The sequence below is a fragment of the Acinetobacter sp. AKBS16 genome (assembly GCF_002899995.1).
Lineage (GTDB): Bacteria > Pseudomonadota > Gammaproteobacteria > Pseudomonadales > Moraxellaceae > Acinetobacter > Acinetobacter baumannii.
Genome location: NZ_POYH01000065.1, coordinates 1 through 19,316, shown reverse-complemented (window position 1 = coordinate 19,316; position 19,316 = coordinate 1). Strand labels below are relative to the sequence as shown.

Below are 19,316 nucleotides of genomic sequence, written 5' to 3'. Positions count from 1 at the left end.
TTTCTCCAGAATTAGAATTTTTAATTTAAAACGGTGATTGGTGATATATAAAAAAGACCATGTAAATCATGGCCTTTTAATTTAAGACATTAGATTTCGATCATTTCGAAGTCAGCTTTTGAAACGCCGCAATCAGGGCAAGTCCAGTCATCAGGAATATCTTCCCATTTTGTTCCAGCTGCAATGCCGTCTTGTGGCCAACCTTCTGCTTCATCGTAAATCCATCCACAAACGATACATTGATATTTTTTCATGAGACTCTCCGCACTGATAAGTTTGCTCAAAGCTGCCTTTCAGTAAAACTATTCCATCTATTAATAATGTAACTACGATCCGCTCAATAATAACTAATGTCGCTTTGATCGGATATCAAATTTTTACGCAGTTCTACATTTAAAGTAAAGCATATAAGGGAGTTTAATCATTCATAAGCAAAGATGAATGGCATATCGAGACAAATAAATGGTTATTTAGGCAAAACTTCAACATAAACACATAATAAATCATATGTTTTTATAAGTTTATTCATGCAAGGAGACGGTGAGTGATATGAAGGGTTACAAAAAGAGCAAAGCATTTATATAAATAAAGTTCTTAAAAAAGTAATCTGGTTGATAAATGGACAAATAAATTAATGTTTATATAAAACAGAAAAGTTTATGGAACACTTAATTAACGGAGAATAAGGAAGTCGAATATGGAAACTCTAATATATGAAGTAGAAATTAATGCCCCTATAGAAAAAGTATGGGACGTACTCTGGAATAGTGAGACCTATAATGCATGGACGAAATTCTTTGCTCCAGATTCTTCAATGCGCACAGATTGGAAAGTGGGCGGTAAAACATATTTTCTAGATGGAGAAGGAAATGGAATGGTTTCGACCATTGAAGAAATGAAAAAGCCTGAAGTACTAATTTTTAAACATTTAGGAATGATTAAAGACGGGAAAGAAGACTTGGAAAGTGAAGAGGTGAAAGGCTGGAGTGGTTCGCTAGAAAAATATTTTTTAAGTCAAAATGGGGATACTACAACGGTAAAAGTAGAATTAGCCACCTTACCTGAATACATCGGTATGTTAAAAAGTGGCTTCGTTCAAGGCTTTGAAGCTGTAAAACAAATGGCTGAAAAATAAGTTTCTGTAATTTAACTTGTTATCTTTTTACATAATAAGTTTTTTGAAAATTATGTGTCATACGTAAATTCAAGCAAAATATTTTTTATGAATTTTAGTAATGAGATCATTAAGACGAGAAGGATAAGCAAGGCGATGATGGCCTCCGTCATAAGTTTCTATTGTCATATATGGTGACAGCTTTTCCTGTACTTGATACATATCAAGTTGCTCGTCTCCTAACTCTAAATAGGCCATTTTAGGGTTAGAGTGGTCAAGATCTTCGTCACAAAGGTGAGGGTAATCATTACGAAAATTAGGTGTAAGGCTTGGGTTGGCAACAATAACAGCTAATTTATGTTGAGCAGCAGTTTTCAAAGCCCAATAACCGCCGAGGCTATGACCGACTAACAAATCAGGTTTAATTGTTTCAATCGCTTGATGATAAAAGTCTTTAACTGAAGCATAACTTAGGTTGCGATAATCAACATCAATACAAAATTTTTCAGGATGTAAAATGGCATGAAATTTTGTTGATTCACGAGAAGAATCCAAGCCATGTAAAAATAGAATTTTCATTATTTACTACACAATCTCATAGATAAAATAAAAGGCAAATAGGGCCTTTTCAAATCGAGGTTATTTGGATTTTTTTATATTTTACTCAAACCTAAAAAAAATGAACTTAGCGATTGGTCTAAGTAATTTTTATCATTCAATGTCCATTCAGATTGACGGCTTGGACTTTTTTCGTTTTTGTTTGATTGAAATCGTTCGAAAAACCTCAGCAATCTGTTAAGCTATGCCACTTCATTTTTACTTAACCGAGGCAGAGATGACGCAACAAAACGCTCAATCGACTTCTGAACCAACTATTTCCGAAAACGATTTAATTGCACAGCGTCATGCCAAATTAAAGCAAATCCAAGATGTTGCAAAGGAAACTGGAAAGAGTCCTTGGCCAAATACATTCAAACGTGAACATTACGCTGCTGATTTACAAGAACAATTTAAAGATCAGTCTAAAGAACAAATCGAAAGCGCTGAACATGTTTATGTAAAAGTTGCTGGCCGTGTCATGTTAAACCGTGGTTCTTTCATGGTGATTCAAGACATGACTGGTCGTATCCAATTATATGTTGACCGTAAGGGTTTACCAAAAGATACGCTCGAAACTATTAAAGGTTTAGACCTTGGCGATATTATTGCTGCTGAAGGTTATATCGGTCGTTCTGGCAAAGGTGACTTATATGTACACCTTGAAGGTTTTGAACTTCTTACAAAATCGCTTCGTCCATTGCCGGATAAATTTCATGGTTTGAACGACACAGAAGTTAAATATCGTAAGCGTTATCTTGATTTAATTGTTAATGAAGAAACGCGTAAGACTTTTGAAATTCGTGCCAAAGTCGTTGCAGGTATTCGCGCATTTTTAACCAATGAACGTTTCATGGAAGTTGAAACGCCAATGATGCATGTGATTCCGGGTGGCGCGTCTGCACGTCCGTTTGAAACGCATCATAATGCTTTAGATATGCCATTATTCTTGCGTATCGCACCGGAGCTTTATTTAAAGCGTTTAGTTGTTGGTGGTTTTGAGCGTGTGTTCGAAATTAACCGTAACTTCCGTAATGAAGGGGTGTCAACACGTCATAACCCTGAATTTACCATGATCGAGTTTTATCAGGCATATGCTGATTATAAAGACTTGATGGCTTTGACTGAAAACATGCTTGAAAAGCTAGCCCTTGATATTTTAGGTACGACTGATGTGCCTTACCAAGGTGAAGTGTTTAGCTTTAAAGGACCATTCAAGAAAATCTCTATGTTTGATGCGATTTTGGAGAATAATCCGCAGTTCACGCCTGAAAATGTAGGCGATCGTGAATTCCTTGCAAAATTTGTTCGTGAGGAATTAAAAGAAGAAGTTAAACCTGGTTTTGGTTTAGGTAAGCTTCAAACAATCGTATTTGAAGAAACGGTTGAGACTAAACTTCGTCAGCCTACTTTTATTACTGAGTACCCAGCAGAGACTTCTCCACTTGCTCGCCGTAATGATGATAATCCGCACATTACTGATCGTTTTGAGTTCTTTATTGGTGGCCGTGAATTGGCAAACGGCTTTAGCGAGTTAAATGATCCGATTGATCAGGCTGAACGTTTCCAAGCGCAAGTTGCTGAAAAAGATGCTGGTGATGATGAAGCAATGCATTACGATGCAGAGTTTGTTGAAGCACTTGAATATGGTTTACCTCCAACAGCGGGTGAAGGTATTGGTATTGACCGTTTGGTTATGCTTTTTGCAGATGCACCAAGTATTCGTGATGTGATTTTATTCCCGCATATGCGTCGTAAAGAAGGTTAATTTAATCTTCAATGCAGAAAAAGGCAGTTTATACTGCCTTTTTTATTATCTATTTATATATAAAAAATACTTAAGTTATAGAAAACTTAAAGCACCGTTAAAAAATGTAATTGCACAGTTTAACAATTGCAAATTTGCGATAAAAAAATTAATGTGTTGCTCATAAATAACTTTGAGAATTGTGCTGACATGTTTTTAAGAAAAACACTTTCGATTGCATTATTAGCAACGGCTTCATCGGCTGTTTTTGCACAAGGTTTAGTGCTTAATAATGATGATTTACGTACCGACTTAAACTGGTTGAATCAACAAGGTGTTATTAACATCAGCACTTCTACTTGGCCATTAAGTGGTGATGAAATTCAAAGAGCGCTCTCTCAAGCTAAAGTGACTCATCCAGCTCAACAAAAAGTTATTAATTCAGTACTTAATGCATTAAAAGCGGATAACAATACAGTTAAAGTGGGTGCTTTTGCTGAATCTGATATTAAAAATATTCCTCAAGCATTTGGCGATAACCAAAAATCGCAGTACCAAGGTTCATTAGAGTTTAATGCTGGTGGTGAAAATTGGGATGCAAAAGTCCGTGTAAACGCAGAAAAAGACCCTCAAATTGATAGTGGGCATGACGTTAACGTTGAAGGTTCATATGTCGCTGGTAAACTCTGGAACCAGTGGCTTGTTGCAGGTCAAATTCCAACATGGTGGGGACCTGGACATGATGGTAGCTTAATCCGTGGCGATGCAAGTCGTCCTGTGTATGGCGTGACGGCACAAAGAGCTGTACAAAATGCTTTTGAGACAAAATGGTTATCTTGGATTGGACCTTGGCAATATCAAGCTTTTGCAGGCCAATTAGATGATTATAAAGCGGTTCCTCATGCCAAATTATTAGGCTTACGTTTAACTGCAAGACCTTTACCCTATTTAGAACTAGGTGCTTCTCGTACTTTACAATGGGGTGGTGAAGGACGTTCTGAAAGTTGGGATTCTTTGTGGAATGCAATTAAAGGGAATGACAATGTGTATGATTCTGATGAAGATCGTTCTAACCAAATCGCAGGTTTTGATGCTCGTTTAAATCTACAATCTCTTATAAATGCTCCTGTTGGTATTTATGGTCAATATGTAGGTGAAGATGAAGCTGGACTACTTCCTTCTAAAAAAATGTATTTAGCAGGTGTTGACTATTCTTCTAGCTATAATAATATGCCATACCAGCTTTATGCAGAATGGGCCGATACCCGTACTAATGGTGATGTCAGAGGTATATCTTATAGACACTATGTTTATAAAGATGGTTATTACCAGCATGGTTTCCCTTTAGGACATGCAATGGGTGGCGATGGACAAATGTATTCTGTGGGTGGCGATATCCGCTTTGACGTGATGAACCGTTTAAGTGGTCGTGCTATGGTGGTTAAAGTTAACCAATCTAACTTGGCAATTAATAAAGCATTCCCTAAAGATGATGAAATTAAAGCGCTTGATTTAACTTGGACACATTTCATCAAACCTGATCTTCCATTAAAAATTAATGGATGGGTAAGTGATTCTGACTTAGAAGGTAATGATGCAGGTGCATCTATTGGTATTGAAATTCCTCTAGAGCGTAAAATGTTTGGTTTCTAATTTTTAGTTAACCTTATAATAAGAAAGAGAGGCTACAGAGGCTTCTCTTTTTTTATGGTTTTTAAAGAAATCTAAAGACTAGAACATGATTTGCTTAAGTCGACTACACAAGCTAGGATTACAAAGTTGTATAAGTGAATCAGCATATTACATGTATATGATGAATTTGAATATCAATATGAAAAAACAAGCAAAAGGAATCGGTTTTAAATCACTATAATGCATAACTAATGCTATAAGCCATATAAAGGCTTGTGGTTGGACTATTTATCACGAAAAATTGGAGTTGTTATGGCACTCGTTCCTCCACATGGTCTTCTAAGTGGTGGTGTAATACCGCTTCTAGATTTTATGGGCAAAATGGATAGAGAAGGGTGTGTTCATGACTGAATCAAGACTTACACATCTCAAGCAACTTGAAGCTGAGAGTATTCATATTATCCGTGAAGTAGCCGCAGAATTTGAAAATCCAGTCATGCTTTACTCAATTGGTAAAGACTCGGCTGTGATGCTTCATCTTGCATTGAAGGCATTTTATCCTGCAAAACTTCCTTTCCCTTTATTACATGTAGATACGGGCTGGAAGTTTAAAGACATGATCGCGTTTCGCGATAACATGGCAAAAACACATGGTTTTGATTTAATTGTTCATCAGAATAAAGAAGGCCGTGAAGCAGGAATCAACCCATTTGATCATGGCAGTTCGAAATATACGGATATTATGAAAACCCAAGCTTTAAAACAGGCTTTGGATAAATATCAGTTCGATGCTGCTTTTGGTGGGGCGCGCCGTGACGAAGAAAAATCACGTGCGAAAGAGCGTGTGTATTCATTCCGTGATAGTAAACATCGTTGGGATCCTAAAAACCAACGTCCTGAACTTTGGAATCTTTACAACGGTAAAGTGAACAAAGGCGAAAGTATTCGTGTATTCCCGTTATCAAACTGGACAGAGTTGGATATCTGGCAATATATCTATTTAGAAAATATTCAAATTGTTCCTCTTTATTTCTCTGCTGTTCGTCCTGTGGTTGAGCGTAGTGGTACGCTAATCATGGTTGATGATGAACGTATGCGCTTAAAAGAGGGTGAAGTTCCACAAATGAAGTCTGTACGTTTCCGTACGCTTGGCTGTTATCCATTAACAGGTGCAGTTGAGTCTGAAGCTGATACATTGCCAGAAATTATTCAGGAAATGCTGTTGGCAACAAGTTCTGAGCGTCAAGGTCGTATGATTGACCATGATGAAGCAGGCTCAATGGAAAAGAAAAAGCAAGAAGGCTATTTCTAAGACAGTTTCTAAATTTGTGGAGTTTGAGCAATGTCTCATCAATCAGACTTAATCAGCCAAGACATTCTGGCGTATTTAAAACAACATGAACAAAAAGACCTTTTGCGCTTTTTGACTTGTGGTAACGTAGATGATGGTAAAAGTACCTTAATTGGTCGTTTACTTTATGATTCAAAATTGATTTATGAAGATCAATTGCAAGCTGTAACACGTGACAGTAAGAAAGTGGGCACAACAGGTGATGCACCAGACTTGGCATTACTTGTAGATGGTTTGCAGGCTGAGCGTGAGCAGGGTATTACCATTGATGTTGCTTATCGCTATTTTTCGACTGAAAAACGTAAGTTTATTATTGCTGATACACCGGGCCATGAACAATACACTCGTAACATGGCAACAGGTGCATCGACTGCTGATCTTGCAATCATCCTAATCGATGCGCGCTATGGTGTACAAACTCAAACTCGTCGTCATACGTTTATTGCGAGTTTGCTTGGAATTAAAAATATTGTTGTTGCCATTAATAAAATGGACTTGGTTGAATATTCATCTGAACGTTTTAATGAAATTCAGGTTGAATATGATGCGTTCGTGAGCCAATTGGGTGATCGCCGTCCAGCCAATATTTTATTTGTTCCAATTTCTGCTTTAAATGGCGATAACGTTGTAAATCCATCAGCTCATACTCCTTGGTACAAGGGGCAAACCTTAATGAGTATTCTTGAGTCTGTGGAAATCAACCGCGAGTCAAGTAAACATGAATTCCGTTTCCCTGTTCAATATGTAAACCGTCCAAATCTCGACTTCCGTGGCTTTGCGGGTACAGTTGCATTAGGTGAAATTAAAGTTGGTGACGAGATTGTGGCGTTGCCTTCTGGTAAGCGTTCTACAGTTAAGGAAATTGTTACTTTTGACGGTAACCTTGAGCAGGCAGTTGCGGGTCAAGCAGTCACCTTAACGTTAAATGATGAAATTGATATTAGTCGCGGTAATGTCTTAGTACGTGCAGGCGAGCAACCATTAATTTCAAGAAGTGTTCGTGCTTCAGTGGTATGGATGAATGAACACCCACTTGTAAAAGGTAAGTTGTACAATATTAAGATTGGTACACAAACTGTTCCAGCAAAAGTAACTAATATTAACTACCGTGTAAATGTGAATACGCTCGAACACACTCAAGTTGAAGAGCTTGAGTTAAATGCGATTGCAGATGTTGTGGTTGAGTTTGATGCTCCAGTCGTGTTTGACCGTTATCAAGATTCACGTTACACAGGTTCATTTATTTTTATTGACCGTTTAAGTAACGTAACTGTTGGCGCGGGCATGGTAGAAGCCGCGGTAGAGTGGACGGCTCATAGTAATCCTGTTACTGCTGAAGATCGTGCTGCTCGTTTAGGTCAAAAACCTGCTGTTATTGGTGTTTCTGCACAGTTAATTGAAAAAGCTCAAGCTTTAGAAAGTTTACTGATTCAGCAAGGTGTAGTTGCGATCGCGAAAACAAACTTAACAGCTGAGCAATTGGTTCTATTACGTGAGACGGGTGTTATTATTATCACAACCGCTGTGGATGGTACAGATACCGAGATAACTGCTGAAACGGTAGAAGAAGCAGTAGAGAAAATTGTGGAATTAGTTCGTCTTTAATAGATTGAAAATAAGTTCTAAAAACCCGCGTAAGCGGGTTTTTTATTAAGTTTAGAAAACATTTTGAGCTTTTAAAGTTAAATATTCTCTTAAATCTTTAGGGTAGCTCTGAATCATTTTTAAAAATATATCTCGATCACCTTGATATAAGGCGCGTGTTGCTTCCTCGTAATTTGGCATATTGCCTAACATAGCAGACATAAAGCGGTCGATAGCTTGTTTGGCTAGCATAATATTGCTTTCAGAATTTGGGTTATTTAACTCTTTATCAATTAACTTGCGAATCACTGCTGATGCACTCGCGCTTTGCTGATCTAACCAATCCCAATGTTTTTTCTGTAAAGTGATTTCACGTGAAATTACTCCAAGTTTAGGTCGTCCAACTTTTTTAATTTCTTCCGGTTCAGCATAACGTTGTTGAAGTTCTTGTTCTGAACCAGAAAGATCAAGATCAATTTGTTGACCTGTTTGATCATTAAAAATCAGAATATTTTCTGTTGTTTTAGGAAGAGCTTTTAGTTTCTTTGCAAGTTCAACAAGGGAGTCACTCGCAATAAGCGTGCTTCCAGTGAAAGCAGTATAGGTGATTTTAGTATTCATTTTAGCCGCATATTTTTATCAGGGTAAAATAATATTATCAGGGTAAAATTAATTTGGCAAATGGTAAAATCATAACCAAAGAATTAACGGATTTTATGAGTGTAGTCTCTGAGATTAGGACTAAAAAAATAGTCAAGATAATATGCTATTAAAAATTTTACTCTGCTTTAGTATCGCTTTTATGAGAGAATACGCCTTTAGTTGTATGTATAGAGACTCCTATGTTTGAGCAATCTCCTGAATCTTTAAGCGATATCGAAATTTTAGACATTTTACAGTCGATGAAAAAAGATAAGCTAGATACGGAAGCCAATGAGATCATCCGTAACGGGGGAAAAGCAGGACGTCAGGAAGCACATAAGCAGGCTTTGGTGGCACTAAATACAAATTTTGAAGAGAAGTTTGTAGAGGCAGTTACTCTTGCACTAGGTTTAAATGCAGCTCAAGCTAAAAAAATTCGCTATAAAAAAGATCGAATTCGTATTTTAAAAGCGCGTGGTATTGATTATCTTGCTGTTGATGGCGCAGAGACAGCGCAAGTTTTGGCACAAATTTCACAAGCAATTGTTCGAGAAGATGCAATAGTTACTCATGACTTGCATAATATTTTCCCATTTTGGAAAGAAGGCTTTCCAATGGTGCAATTTGATAATGCTTATAAAATTTTACAAGAAGATATTAGCTTGCACTTTCATGCGTTCTTAGATGCCATGATTGAGTATGTAAATAAATAAAAAATAAAAGCCCCGATAGGGGCTTTTATTTTTATAGTAGAGCAGAATTACATCGTGCTAAAAAGTGGGAAAACACCAATCACTAAAGCTGTACCCATCAATACCATACAAGTAATAAATGCCCACTTAAAAGTGAACTTTTGATGGTCTGCAAAGTCGACTTTAGCAAGACCACATAACAAGTAGGTTGATGGAACGAGAGGTGATAACAAATGCACTGGCTGACCTACAATTGATGCACGAGCAATCGCTTCTGGGCTAATACCATAATGTGAAGCTGCTTCAGCAAGAATTGGCAATACACCATAGAAGAATGCATCATTTGACATAAAGAACGTCAATGGCATGCTCACCAGAGCAGTAATTGGCGCTAGATATGGCCCCATACTTGTAGGGATCATTGCAACAAATTCTTTAGACATGGCTTCAACCATGCCTGTACCAGATAAAATACCTGTAAAAATACCTGCAGCAAAAATTAAACCTACAACAGCCAAGATACTGTCTGCATGCATAGCGATACGCTTTTTCTGCATATCAACATCAGGGTAGTTGATGAGCATTGCAATACAGAACGCCAGCATGAATAACACTGACATCGGTAAAATACCTTTGATCAATGCAATCATAAGAAGAATGGTGAGTACCATATTTACTTTACGTAAATGTGGACGAGTTGCTTCAGGGTCTTTTGAAACTGTAATGTTATCACCATGGTGACTTTCAAGCTCAATCACGCCTAAACGTTTTTGCTCATAGCGACCATATAAATATGCCAAGAAGAATAACCAGCCAATACTAATCACCATTGGAAGAATCATTGGTACAAAGATATGGCTTGGGTCAACTTGGAGTGCACTTGCTGCACGCGCAGTAGGGCCACCCCATGGGGTCAGGTTCATTACACCACTACATAACAACATAAGTGCTGTCATGATCAGTGTATTCATACCGAGGCGTTGATAAAGAGGGAGCATGGCTGCCACGCAAATCATGTAAGTGGTTGAGCCATCGCCATCAAGAGAGACTAATGTAGTTAAAAAAACAGTCCCTAATGTAATTTTTAGGGGATCACCTTTAACTTTTTTCAAAATCCATTTAACCGGAGGATCGAAAAGACCTGCATCGATCATTAAGGCAAAATATAAAATTGCAAATAATAGCATTACGCCAGTAGGCGCAAGTTTTTTGATGCCATCTAGCATCATTTCACTGAGACCTTTAAGCTCAATATGGCTCAAGCTTTCAAAGTAGTGACCAAGGCCCCAGGCAATAAGAGAAAAAATAAATGGGATGAGAATTAAAGCAATAATAGGGCTTAAACGTTTGGACATGATTAAATACATGAAGCATAAAATCATACCAACACCAAGTAATGTCAGCATACAATCAATCCTTTGCCTTTAGTTTTACTGAACAAGTTTATTCAAAAACTCTGACCTCGATTATTCTTATGAATTTTTATTAAAAAGACAAATAATATATTTAGTTTATTTGGTTAATATATATTCACTTGGAAAGGTATATTTTGAAGAAATACTGAACATATATAATAATGGTATAGTCTATTTATAATGTATAGTGCTTATTATATATACTTATAAAACCTTTATCATGTTTGAAATTATCATGTATTTTTAAAAATTATATTCTGTTAGAATACTGAAATGAGAAGTATACCCATTTACAATGCTTCTACTCCCTACGTTACATAACGAAAGTGAATCTGTAAATCTTTTATGTGCAAAATTTTATTTTAATTCAATTTAATTTTTTTATTTTAATGAATGAGTTAATTTATATATTTGAAATTGTGATTAGGATAATTAATTTAACTTTTAATATAAAATTATTTAAAAATAATAATTATCTTAAAAGGAATAAATTATTTATCGAAAAAATATCCTGCATTTGCAGGATATTTTGCACCAAAATAAATCAATTTTCATCAGGTGGAGATGGTAAATCATTTTTTTCTAATACACGTGTTACTAATAGCTGATCAATTTTAAAATGGTCTACGTCAACAACTTCAAATTTATAACCACCAAATTCAACAAAGTCGGCTGGACGAGGAATTTTGCGTAAACGGTACATCATGAAACCAGCTAATGTTTCATAATTCTCTTCATCAGGTAGTTCATCCATTTCAAGCGCGTGCTTAAGATCTTCAATAGGTGTACTACCATCAATCAGCCAAGAATTATTATCACGTTTAATAATTTGCTGTTCTTCTTCCATAGGGGTAACCCAATCTCCCATAACAGTAATCATGATATCGCTTAGCGTAATTACCCCAACGACAAGCGCATACTCATTAATTACAACAGCAAACTTTTCTTTTGTTGAGCGGAAGCGATCGAGTAATTCTGATAGTGTTAAAGTATCAGGTATCATTAGAACCGTACGAATAGTTGATTCATTGAGCTGGGTTAAAGATTGGTTGTTTAAAATACGTACAAGAATATCCTTAGCATCTACATAGCCAATCACTTGATCAATATTTTCATTACAAACCAGAAATTTGGAATAAGGATATTCTGCCAGTTTTTGGCGAATGCTATCTTCATGCTCGTTAAGCGTAAAATAAACAACATTTTCACGTGTTGTCATACTTGATGGGACTGTACGTTCTTCAAGCTCAAATACGTTTTCAATAAAGTGATGTTCTTGTTTTTGTAGTACACCTGCTTGAGCACCTGCATCCATCACTGCTGAAATATCATCAAAAGTAATATTGTCTTCGCGTGTGGTATTTACTTTAAACAAGCGGAATAGCAAATTGGCAATTGCATTAATTCCCCATGCTAGAGGCTTACAGATTTTGATAAAAATCTGAATAGGGTTAATTACACTAATTGCAATTTTTTCAGGTGCGATCATTGCCAAGCGCTTTGGCATTAAATCGGCGAATAAAATAAACAAAGAAGTTACCAATGTGAAAGATAGGGCGAATCCAATAGTTTGCGTCCAAGGTCCTTCATAGAAACGGTCAACTAAGTTCACAAAAAAAGGACGAAACGCAGCTTCACCCAATATACCGCCTAAGATTGCAACAGCATTTAAGCCGATTTGGGACGCTGCAAAAAAGTCTGCAGATTGTTCTTGTAAATCAAGTACTTTTTGAGCACGTTCTTCGCCAGCTTCGGCTAAAATCTTTAACTTTACTTTTCTGGCACCAGCTAGAGCAATTTCAGTTAAAGATAAAAAGCCTGCTGCGATGATGAGCAGTACGATGATAATGATATTTTGAAAGAGACTCACAAATCACCCGAGGATCATCATTATTATGACTATGTTTTAACACAAAAAAGCGCTGAGGTAATCAGATTGATTGCTCAGCGCTTAAAGATAATGTTTGAAAGAGACAATTAAATTAAAACTTATTTAATAGTGGGAAAATTGTGAATTATTGGTTAGGAATTCACGATTTTCCTCTTCGATCATTTGGCGAGCAACAAATAGAATGAGTTGGCGTAACCAGCGATGAGCTGGGTGATGGTGCAATAATGGACACCAAGCCATTTTAAGTTCAAACTCAGGAATGTAAAACGGTGGATCTTTAATAACTAATTTTGGATTTTGTGCTTGTAAACGCGCCATCCGAGTTGGAAGAGTAGCGATCAAGTCAACATTTTGAGCAAGTAATGCCGGCATCTGATAGTGACGCGTAAATACAGAAATTTTGCGGCGTTGACCAATACGTTCTAATGCTTGATCAATCCAGCCCAAGCCACCTTGTTTATCTGGGTTTACCCCAAAGCCAACACCCATACCTGTTTTAGATACCCAAATATGTTGAGCATCTAAATAGCTTTTTAGATTTAAATGAGTCACAGCAGGGTGTTTGTCATTTAAAATACAGCTAAAGCTATCACGCCAAACTAAAACTTGGTGGAAGCTTTGCGGGATTTCATTGAAGCGGTTAATGGCTAGATCAACTTTACCCTGTTCCATGTCTCTATATGACACATCACTTGGAGTAAGAAAATCGAGTACAACGTTTGGTGCTTCTGAGCGGAGGGCTTTAACAAGACGAGGGACTAAGGTGGCTTCTGCATAGTCAGAAGTCATAATACGGAAAACGCGATTACTGGTATAAGGGCGGAATTCGGTACGCGGTTCCAAAATCATTGAAAGGTCAGAAAGAGCATCACGAATACGCGGTTGTAATTCAAGTGCACGTTCTGTCGGTGTCATCCCTTCAGATGAGCGGATCAGGAGAGGGTCATTAAATAAATTACGCAAGCGGCGTAAAATATTACTCATGGCAGGCTGAGTAACACCAAGCTGTTCGGCTGCGCGAGTAACGTTTTTTTCACGAAGAAGAACATCAAGATATATTAATAGATTAAGATCTACCCGCTCCAGATTCATAAAAAAAATACCGAAAATAAAACCCTAAAATTGTTTCAAATTATGCCATATTTAAAGAACATTGTGTGAAAAAATGATGAGAAAAACGACATTTTTTGTTGAAATTAAGTATGGGCAAAAAGTATCTCAAATGCTGGATTCTATTATCGTTGATCTGTTTTTATTTTTATTATTATTGAATAAAAATATTTTCTTAATATTTAGTACTGTTCTAGCATGCTGATTGACATTTTGCATTGGCAAAATTCGCCTAATTTACAATTGACTTTTTATATTAAAAATGAATGGAAAATTTTCAAAAACTGTATAAAAATAAAGCTTGGAGTGTTTTTTAATCAAAATTCTATACTCCTTTAGGATTATTTTGTTTTTATAAACAAAGTGTTATGTTTTTTAGTTTTACTTATAATATCGATTTATTGGTATATTTTTTAAATAAATACTGAAGATTAACGAAGGATATTGGATTAATTGATTGGCTAAGTCTAAGCTGTGTACATGAAGAAGCAGCTGGTGTCATAGGGAATTTTCATAACATGACTCTAGGCTTCGATCGATGAAATCCTAAAATGAATACAGGACAATATCATGACTACATATCAAACAGCGATTGATGCAGTACGTGAATTAAAAGCAAAATTCGGCAACACTTGGGCAGACATTAGCCCAGAAGATGCTGCTCGTATGCAACTTCAAAACCGTTTCAAAACAGGTTTAGATATTGCTAAGTATACAGCTGCGATTATGCGTCGTGATATGGCTGAATACGATGCTGATTCAAGCAAATATACTCAATCATTAGGTTGCTGGCATGGTTTCATCGCTCAACAAAAAATGATTGCTAACAAAAAGTATTTCGGTACGACAAGCAAACGTTATATCTACCTTTCTGGTTGGATGGTTGCTGCTCTTCGTTCAGAATTTGGTCCGCTTCCTGACCAATCTATGCACGAGAAAACTTCAGTGCCTGCTTTGATCGAAGAAATCTACACTTTCTTACGTCAAGCTGATGCAAAAGAATTAAATGACTTGTTCCGTGCTTTAAATAAAGCAAAAGAAGCTGGTGACTCTGCGAAAGTAGCTGAAATCACAGCTCAAATCGACAACTTCGAAACTCATGTTGTGCCAATTATTGCAGACATCGATGCTGGTTTCGGTAACGAAGAAGCAACTTACTTACTTGCTAAGAAAATGATCGAAGCTGGTGCTTGTGCGCTTCAAATTGAAAACCAAGTATCTGATGCAAAACAATGTGGTCACCAAGCTGGTAAAGTAACTGTTCCACACGAAGACTTCATCGCTAAGATCCATGCACTTCGTTATGCATTCTTAGAAATGGGTGTTGAAGACGGTGTTATCGTTGCTCGTACTGACTCTGAAGGCGCTGACTTAACTCAGAAGATCCCTGTAGTTAAAGAGCCAGGTGATATCGCATCTAAATATATTAGCTACTTAGATACTCAAGAAATTGATATCTCAGAAGCTCAAGAAGATGAGATCTTAATTAAACGTGATGGTAAATTACATCGTCCAACTCGTTTAGCTTCTGGTCTATACCAATTCCGTGAAGGCACTCAGATTGACCGTGTTGTACTTGACTGTATCACTAGCCTTCAAAACGGTGCTGACTTACTTTGGATCGAAACTCCGACTCCAAACGTACAAGAAATTGCACACATGGTTAACCGTGTAAAAGAAGTGGTTCCGAATGCGAAGCTTGTTTATAACAACAGCCCATCATTCAACTGGACTTTAAACTTCCGTCAACAAGCGTACGATCGTTGGGTTGCAGAAGGTAAAGATGTATCTGCTTACGACCGTGCTAAATTAATGAGCGCTGAGTACGACAATACTGAATTAGCTGCTGAAGCTGATGAAAAAATCCGTACTTTCCAAGCAGATGCTGCGCGTGAAGCTGGTGTGTTCCATCACTTGATCACACTTCCTACATACCACACTGCTGCTCTTTCTACTCATGAATTAGCACAAGGTTACTTCGGTGACCAAGGTATGTTAGCTTATGTTGCTGGCGTACAACGTAAAGAAATCCGTGGCGGTATCGCATGTGTGAAACACCAAGCAATGGCTGGTTCTGACATCGGTGATGACCACAAAGAAATCTTCGCTGGTGAAAATGCACTTAAAGCTGGTGACGATGCTAAAAACACAATGAACCAATTCTCAGCTCACTAAGAATTGACTTCATAAAAAACCCGCTCATTTGAGCGGGTTTTTTTATTTATATTGAAAAATAGATTAATCTTCTTTTTTCAAAACATAATGTTCAGCTAAAGAACCTTCAACTTTTTTACCTTCCATATCTAAAGCGGTCGCGGTATTTTCACCAATAAAGAATTTACGGCTTTGAGCTTTATCATCTAAGGTAATAACAGAAGTATTGTCTTTATCGAAAGTAAACTTACCATGGGTTTCAAATGGGTTTGCATCACCTTTACCAAGATAGGTTTCTGTTAGCTCATAAGTTTTATCATCTTTTAATTCTAATTCAGTTTTGATGCCTTCACAGTCTGCACAAGGAAGCGTACCTTTATATTTACCATCCCAGTCTAAAGAATTCTCGGCTGTATGTGCTGTATCTACCGCTTCATTATTATTTGTTTGAGCAGTTTGTACAGGAGTAGATGCATCAGAGGTTGTTTCTGTTTTATTTTCATGTTTATTACATGCGACAAGAAGAGTACTCATAAGTGCAATTGCTAATAATGATTTTTTCATAATGAATAAAACCTCAAAAAAATAAATATAAAGTACTGACAGGCTAGGAAAAAAGAATCGAAAATAAAAGCTCTAGTATGTAGCTTAATTTTAACAAAAGGTAAAGTGAGTAAAAATTGCACAGATTGGGGCTATGTTTTTTTATATTTTAGTTGAGAATTAAAAGTATCCACTAAAGTGATTTAATGGATACTTTTAAGAATTTATGGTTGGGCAGAAACCCCACCTAAAGAATCGCACGCTGCTTTATAAAGTTGGTATTGCTGTTCTACGACTTCATCTAAGGGCATCGCGAATAATTCTTCACCATTTTTATAGCTTTCTACATAAGAGGTCGCTTTTTCCTTACTCACCGCTAAAGATTGCTGGTAATAAGAGTTGATTGAACTTGTAGAAATTTCATTTGTTTCAATATTTTTACATTGAAAGTTATTTAAAAGTTTTTCTGCACGTTTGACCTCACTTGATTGGCCAAAAATACACCCAGTTAAAAATACAAACGGTACTAACACGAAAAAGATTTTCATGGGAAAAATTTATAAGAGCGAGGATGGGCGCTATTGTATAAATAATTCCATGCTTTACTGTGGTTTTATGTTAGACATTGATGATTTTTTGACTCATTAAAATAAAAAAATTGTTTCTAAGTTTGTAATAGCCACTTTTTGCTTTTGGTGCATATTTTGCTTATCAAAAAAGCCATTATCAAAAATGAGCCAAAATGAATCGAATTCAACAAAATTTTCAGACTTCTTCAGCACCATTTTGGTATGCCCAGTTAGAACTGGGGTTTTGTTATGAAAACTCTCGCACCATAATGAGTCACCGAAAGCATTATGGCCCCGTTCGGGTGCAAAAAATGCTCTGGCCCGAAAAAACTGGGGTTTGTCATGCCATTATTGTTCATCCACCGGCTGGAATTGCAGGTGGTGATCATCTTACTTTTCAAATTGAAACAGAAGGGCAGGCACATGCTGTAATTACCACACCGGGAGCGGGTAAGTGGTATAGAACAAATGGAAAACAGGCTTTCCAGCATATTTATTTGAATGTAAAAGATGATTCTATTTTAGAGTGGATGCCGCAAGAAACAATGCTTTTTGACGGTGCTTTAGCCCACTCAGAAACAGATATCCACCTTGAACAAACTGCAAGTTTTATTGGATGGGATATGTTGGTCTTGGGGCGGCAGGCTCGGGCTGAGAATTTTGTTCAGGGAAGCTATCACAACCAGTTTAAATTATGGCGTAAAAACAAGTTATTAGTTGCTGATACTTTATATTTTGAGGGAGGCGATCGCTGGTTAAGCTCGTGTTTAGGAATGAATAATCAGGCGGTGATGGCCAGTTTTTGGGCTGTGCCCCCTGAAAAATTCCGTTCTTCATTTTATTTAGAGCAACATATTGAACTCATCCGTGAACTCATTATGCGTATGGATGTTCCCGTGACGTTGACCTTATTAGAAGATGTACTATGTGCGCGTTTTTTAGGAAATGATGTACGACGATGTCATGACGCTTTCGCAGCTATACGGGCTAAATTAAGACGTTATTGGTTTGATTTAGATGAAGAATTTCCAAGAATTTGGAAAACTTAAGTTACGTTAAATTGCGTATTTTAAAAACGATTAAAACCAGTATGCTGCTTTTGAGCACGCATTTTGCTTAAAGAAAATTAGATGCTATTTGGGAAAGAGATATGGAACTCAATCCAACAGAAAAAGATAAGTTACTCATTTTTACTGCAGGCTTAGTGGCTGAGCGTCGTAAAGCACGCGGCTTAAAGTTGAACTATCCGGAAGCTGTTGCATTTATTTCTGCAGCCTTACTTGAAGGTGCACGGGATGGTATGACGGTGAGTGAACTTATGCACTTTGGAACGACTTTATTAAAGCGTGAAGATGTCATGGATGGCGTACCGGAAATGATTGCTGAGGTGCAGGTTGAAGCAACTTTTCCTGATGGTTCGAAATTAGTCACTGTTCATCAGCCCATTGTATAAAAGGAATACTTATGATTCCCGGTGAAGTTATTACTCCAGAAACTGATATTGAACTAAATGTTGGACGAGAAACTTTAAAGGTTGTGGTGGCTAATCTTGGCGACAGGCCTATTCAAGTCGGTTCGCATTTTCATTTCTATGAAGCAAACGATGCCTTACAGTTTGATCGTGAGGCAGTCAAAGGTTTTCGGTTAAATATTGCAGCAGGCACAGCAATACGTTTTGAACCGGGACAAAGTCGAGAAGTAGAGCTTGTTGCTTTAGCTGGTAAGCGAGAAGTATATGGTTTTGCTGGTCGGGTAATGGGCAAGCTGGATTAAAGATAACAACAATAATGAAAAGATGAGTAATAAGTTATGAAAATGTCACGTCGTGCATACGCAGAAATGTTTGGTCCAACGGTTGGTGATCGTATTCGTTTGGCTGATACAGCGCTTTTTATTGAAGTTGAGCAAGACTTAACGACATATGGTGAAGAAGTTAAATTTGGTGGCGGAAAAGTTATTCGTGACGGGATGGGACAATCTCAGCTTCTAGCTGATGAAGTTGCCGATACAGTCATAACCAATGCTTTAATTGTGGATTGGTGGGGAATTGTTAAAGCCGATGTGGGCTTAAAGAATGGACGAATCTGGAAAATTGGGAAAGCTGGAAACCCTGATATTCAACCCGACATTACCATTCCTTTAGGTGCTGCGACAGAAGTAATTGCAGGTGAAGGACAAATTTTAACAGCTGGTGGTATTGATACTCATATTCACTGGATCTGTCCTCAGCAAGTTGAAACCGCGCTGATGTCTGGGACAACGACAATGGTGGGGG

20 protein-coding genes are annotated in these 19,316 nt (G+C 37.2%); 12 read left to right on the top strand and 8 right to left on the bottom strand.

The features are described 5' to 3' along the window. Positions 1–89 precede the first annotated feature (89 nt). Positions 90–254, bottom strand: coding sequence for a rubredoxin RubA (rubA, locus tag C1642_RS11680; protein WP_000760495.1), 165 nt, complete (start codon positions 252–254; stop codon positions 90–92). A gap of 443 nt (positions 255–697) precedes the next feature. Here rubA and C1642_RS11675 point away from each other — a divergent pair, with 443 nt between their 5' ends. Then, on the top strand, positions 698–1,135 hold the full coding sequence (locus C1642_RS11675) for an SRPBCC family protein (protein ID WP_000449050.1): 438 nt from the start codon (positions 698–700) through the stop codon (positions 1,133–1,135). 69 nt (positions 1,136–1,204) lie between these two features. Here C1642_RS11675 and C1642_RS11670 read toward each other — a convergent pair whose 3' ends face one another. Beyond that, positions 1,205–1,693: a YqiA/YcfP family alpha/beta fold hydrolase gene (locus C1642_RS11670; protein ID WP_000697203.1), complete on the bottom strand. Its 489-nt coding sequence runs from the start codon at positions 1,691–1,693 to the stop codon at positions 1,205–1,207. Between the two features lie 256 nt (positions 1,694–1,949). Between C1642_RS11670 and lysS the strand changes: the two genes are divergently transcribed. The 5 genes from lysS (at position 1,950) to cysN (ending at position 8,046) form a co-directional block, all read left to right on the top strand. Beyond that, the gene (gene lysS, locus C1642_RS11665) at positions 1,950–3,479 is read left to right on the top strand and encodes a lysine--tRNA ligase (protein WP_000193744.1); all 1,530 of its coding nucleotides are present in this window, start codon (positions 1,950–1,952) and stop codon (positions 3,477–3,479) included. 189 nt (positions 3,480–3,668) lie between these two features. Then, positions 3,669–5,111 carry a capsule assembly Wzi family protein gene (locus tag C1642_RS11660; RefSeq protein WP_103236360.1) on the top strand — a complete coding sequence of 481 codons (1,443 nt, stop codon included), beginning with the start codon at positions 3,669–3,671 and terminating at the stop codon, positions 5,109–5,111. Between the two features lie 258 nt (positions 5,112–5,369). After that, a complete protein-coding gene (locus C1642_RS11655; protein ID WP_103236359.1) occupies positions 5,370–5,501 on the top strand; it encodes a hypothetical protein in 132 nt (43 codons plus the stop codon). Then, positions 5,494–6,402 (top strand): sulfate adenylyltransferase subunit CysD, encoded by a 909-nt coding sequence (cysD, locus tag C1642_RS11650; RefSeq protein ID WP_000140408.1) that lies wholly within the window; start codon positions 5,494–5,496, stop codon positions 6,400–6,402. Before C1642_RS11655 ends, cysD begins: the two co-directional genes overlap by 8 nt. Before the next feature lie 30 nt (positions 6,403–6,432). Beyond that, positions 6,433–8,046, top strand: a complete 1,614-nt coding sequence (cysN, locus tag C1642_RS11645) for a sulfate adenylyltransferase subunit CysN (RefSeq protein ID WP_000019500.1) — start codon at positions 6,433–6,435, stop codon at positions 8,044–8,046. 51 nt (positions 8,047–8,097) lie between these two features. On the opposite strand, the gene C1642_RS11640 is transcribed toward cysN, so the two are convergent. Further along, complete coding sequence (locus C1642_RS11640) at positions 8,098–8,646, bottom strand: DUF2239 family protein (protein WP_103236358.1); 549 nt, start codon at positions 8,644–8,646, stop codon at positions 8,098–8,100. A gap of 221 nt (positions 8,647–8,867) precedes the next feature. Between C1642_RS11640 and C1642_RS11635 the strand changes: the two genes are divergently transcribed. After that, positions 8,868–9,380 (top strand): hypothetical protein, encoded by a 513-nt coding sequence (locus C1642_RS11635; protein ID WP_000462918.1) that lies wholly within the window; start codon positions 8,868–8,870, stop codon positions 9,378–9,380. Between the two features lie 47 nt (positions 9,381–9,427). Here the strand turns inward: C1642_RS11635 and C1642_RS11630 are convergent, their stop codons facing one another. The 3 genes from C1642_RS11630 to C1642_RS11615 form a co-directional block, all read right to left on the bottom strand. Further along, on the bottom strand, positions 9,428–10,765 hold the full coding sequence (locus C1642_RS11630; protein WP_000956799.1) for a CitMHS family transporter: 1,338 nt from the start codon (positions 10,763–10,765) through the stop codon (positions 9,428–9,430). 553 nt (positions 10,766–11,318) lie between these two features. Beyond that, positions 11,319–12,644 (bottom strand): hemolysin family protein, encoded by a 1,326-nt coding sequence (locus C1642_RS11620; protein ID WP_000051871.1) that lies wholly within the window; start codon positions 12,642–12,644, stop codon positions 11,319–11,321. A 123-nt stretch (positions 12,645–12,767) separates the two neighbouring features. Then, a complete protein-coding gene (locus C1642_RS11615) occupies positions 12,768–13,757 on the bottom strand; it encodes a LysR family transcriptional regulator (RefSeq protein WP_001047619.1) in 990 nt (329 codons plus the stop codon). A gap of 588 nt (positions 13,758–14,345) precedes the next feature. Here C1642_RS11615 and C1642_RS11610 point away from each other — a divergent pair. Further along, on the top strand, positions 14,346–15,950 hold the full coding sequence (locus tag C1642_RS11610; protein WP_000214787.1) for an isocitrate lyase: 1,605 nt from the start codon (positions 14,346–14,348) through the stop codon (positions 15,948–15,950). A gap of 63 nt (positions 15,951–16,013) precedes the next feature. Here the strand turns inward: C1642_RS11610 and C1642_RS11605 are convergent, their stop codons facing one another. Both C1642_RS11605 and C1642_RS11600 read right to left on the bottom strand, forming a co-directional pair. Then, on the bottom strand, positions 16,014–16,493 hold the full coding sequence (locus C1642_RS11605; protein WP_002132529.1) for a copper resistance protein NlpE: 480 nt from the start codon (positions 16,491–16,493) through the stop codon (positions 16,014–16,016). A gap of 203 nt (positions 16,494–16,696) precedes the next feature. Continuing rightward, positions 16,697–17,020: a hypothetical protein gene (locus C1642_RS11600; protein ID WP_000688337.1), complete on the bottom strand. Its 324-nt coding sequence runs from the start codon at positions 17,018–17,020 to the stop codon at positions 16,697–16,699. Between the two features lie 194 nt (positions 17,021–17,214). On the opposite strand from C1642_RS11600, the gene C1642_RS11595 reads away from it, so the two are divergent. The 4 genes from C1642_RS11595 to C1642_RS11580 all read left to right on the top strand — a co-directional run. Continuing rightward, positions 17,215–18,090 carry an urease accessory protein UreD gene (locus C1642_RS11595; RefSeq protein WP_001984367.1) on the top strand — a complete coding sequence of 292 codons (876 nt, stop codon included), beginning with the start codon at positions 17,215–17,217 and terminating at the stop codon, positions 18,088–18,090. A gap of 101 nt (positions 18,091–18,191) precedes the next feature. Then, positions 18,192–18,494: an urease subunit gamma gene (gene ureA, locus C1642_RS11590; RefSeq protein WP_000422460.1), complete on the top strand. Its 303-nt coding sequence runs from the start codon at positions 18,192–18,194 to the stop codon at positions 18,492–18,494. Positions 18,495–18,505: 11 nt separating this feature from the next. Beyond that, the gene (locus C1642_RS11585; RefSeq protein ID WP_000612142.1) at positions 18,506–18,814 is read left to right on the top strand and encodes an urease subunit beta; all 309 of its coding nucleotides are present in this window, start codon (positions 18,506–18,508) and stop codon (positions 18,812–18,814) included. A 36-nt stretch (positions 18,815–18,850) separates the two neighbouring features. Beyond that, positions 18,851–19,316, top strand: a 466-nt coding sequence (locus C1642_RS11580; RefSeq protein WP_039100152.1) for an urease subunit alpha, incomplete at its 3' end; no start/stop codon positions are given.

Excerpts from the sequence above, each read along its gene's own strand:
- rubA (WP_000760495.1), bottom strand. The coding sequence starts at position 254 with ATGAAAAAATATCAATGTATCGTTTGTGGATGGATTTACGATGAAGCA.
- C1642_RS11675 (WP_000449050.1), top strand. The coding sequence starts at position 698 with ATGGAAACTCTAATATATGAAGTAGAAATTAATGCCCCTATAGAAAAA.
- C1642_RS11670 (WP_000697203.1), bottom strand. The coding sequence starts at position 1,693 with ATGAAAATTCTATTTTTACATGGCTTGGATTCTTCTCGTGAATCAACA.
- lysS (WP_000193744.1), top strand. The coding sequence starts at position 1,950 with ATGACGCAACAAAACGCTCAATCGACTTCTGAACCAACTATTTCCGAA.
- C1642_RS11660 (WP_103236360.1), top strand. The coding sequence starts at position 3,669 with ATGTTTTTAAGAAAAACACTTTCGATTGCATTATTAGCAACGGCTTCA.
- cysD (WP_000140408.1), top strand. The coding sequence starts at position 5,494 with ATGACTGAATCAAGACTTACACATCTCAAGCAACTTGAAGCTGAGAGT.
- cysN (WP_000019500.1), top strand. The coding sequence starts at position 6,433 with ATGTCTCATCAATCAGACTTAATCAGCCAAGACATTCTGGCGTATTTA.
- C1642_RS11640 (WP_103236358.1), bottom strand. The coding sequence starts at position 8,646 with ATGAATACTAAAATCACCTATACTGCTTTCACTGGAAGCACGCTTATT.
- C1642_RS11635 (WP_000462918.1), top strand. The coding sequence starts at position 8,868 with ATGTTTGAGCAATCTCCTGAATCTTTAAGCGATATCGAAATTTTAGAC.
- C1642_RS11630 (WP_000956799.1), bottom strand. The coding sequence starts at position 10,765 with ATGCTGACATTACTTGGTGTTGGTATGATTTTATGCTTCATGTATTTA.
- C1642_RS11615 (WP_001047619.1), bottom strand. The coding sequence starts at position 13,757 with ATGAATCTGGAGCGGGTAGATCTTAATCTATTAATATATCTTGATGTT.
- C1642_RS11610 (WP_000214787.1), top strand. The coding sequence starts at position 14,346 with ATGACTACATATCAAACAGCGATTGATGCAGTACGTGAATTAAAAGCA.
- C1642_RS11605 (WP_002132529.1), bottom strand. The coding sequence starts at position 16,493 with ATGAAAAAATCATTATTAGCAATTGCACTTATGAGTACTCTTCTTGTC.
- C1642_RS11600 (WP_000688337.1), bottom strand. The coding sequence starts at position 17,020 with ATGAAAATCTTTTTCGTGTTAGTACCGTTTGTATTTTTAACTGGGTGT.
- C1642_RS11595 (WP_001984367.1), top strand. The coding sequence starts at position 17,215 with ATGAATCGAATTCAACAAAATTTTCAGACTTCTTCAGCACCATTTTGG.
- ureA (WP_000422460.1), top strand. The coding sequence starts at position 18,192 with ATGGAACTCAATCCAACAGAAAAAGATAAGTTACTCATTTTTACTGCA.
- C1642_RS11585 (WP_000612142.1), top strand. The coding sequence starts at position 18,506 with ATGATTCCCGGTGAAGTTATTACTCCAGAAACTGATATTGAACTAAAT.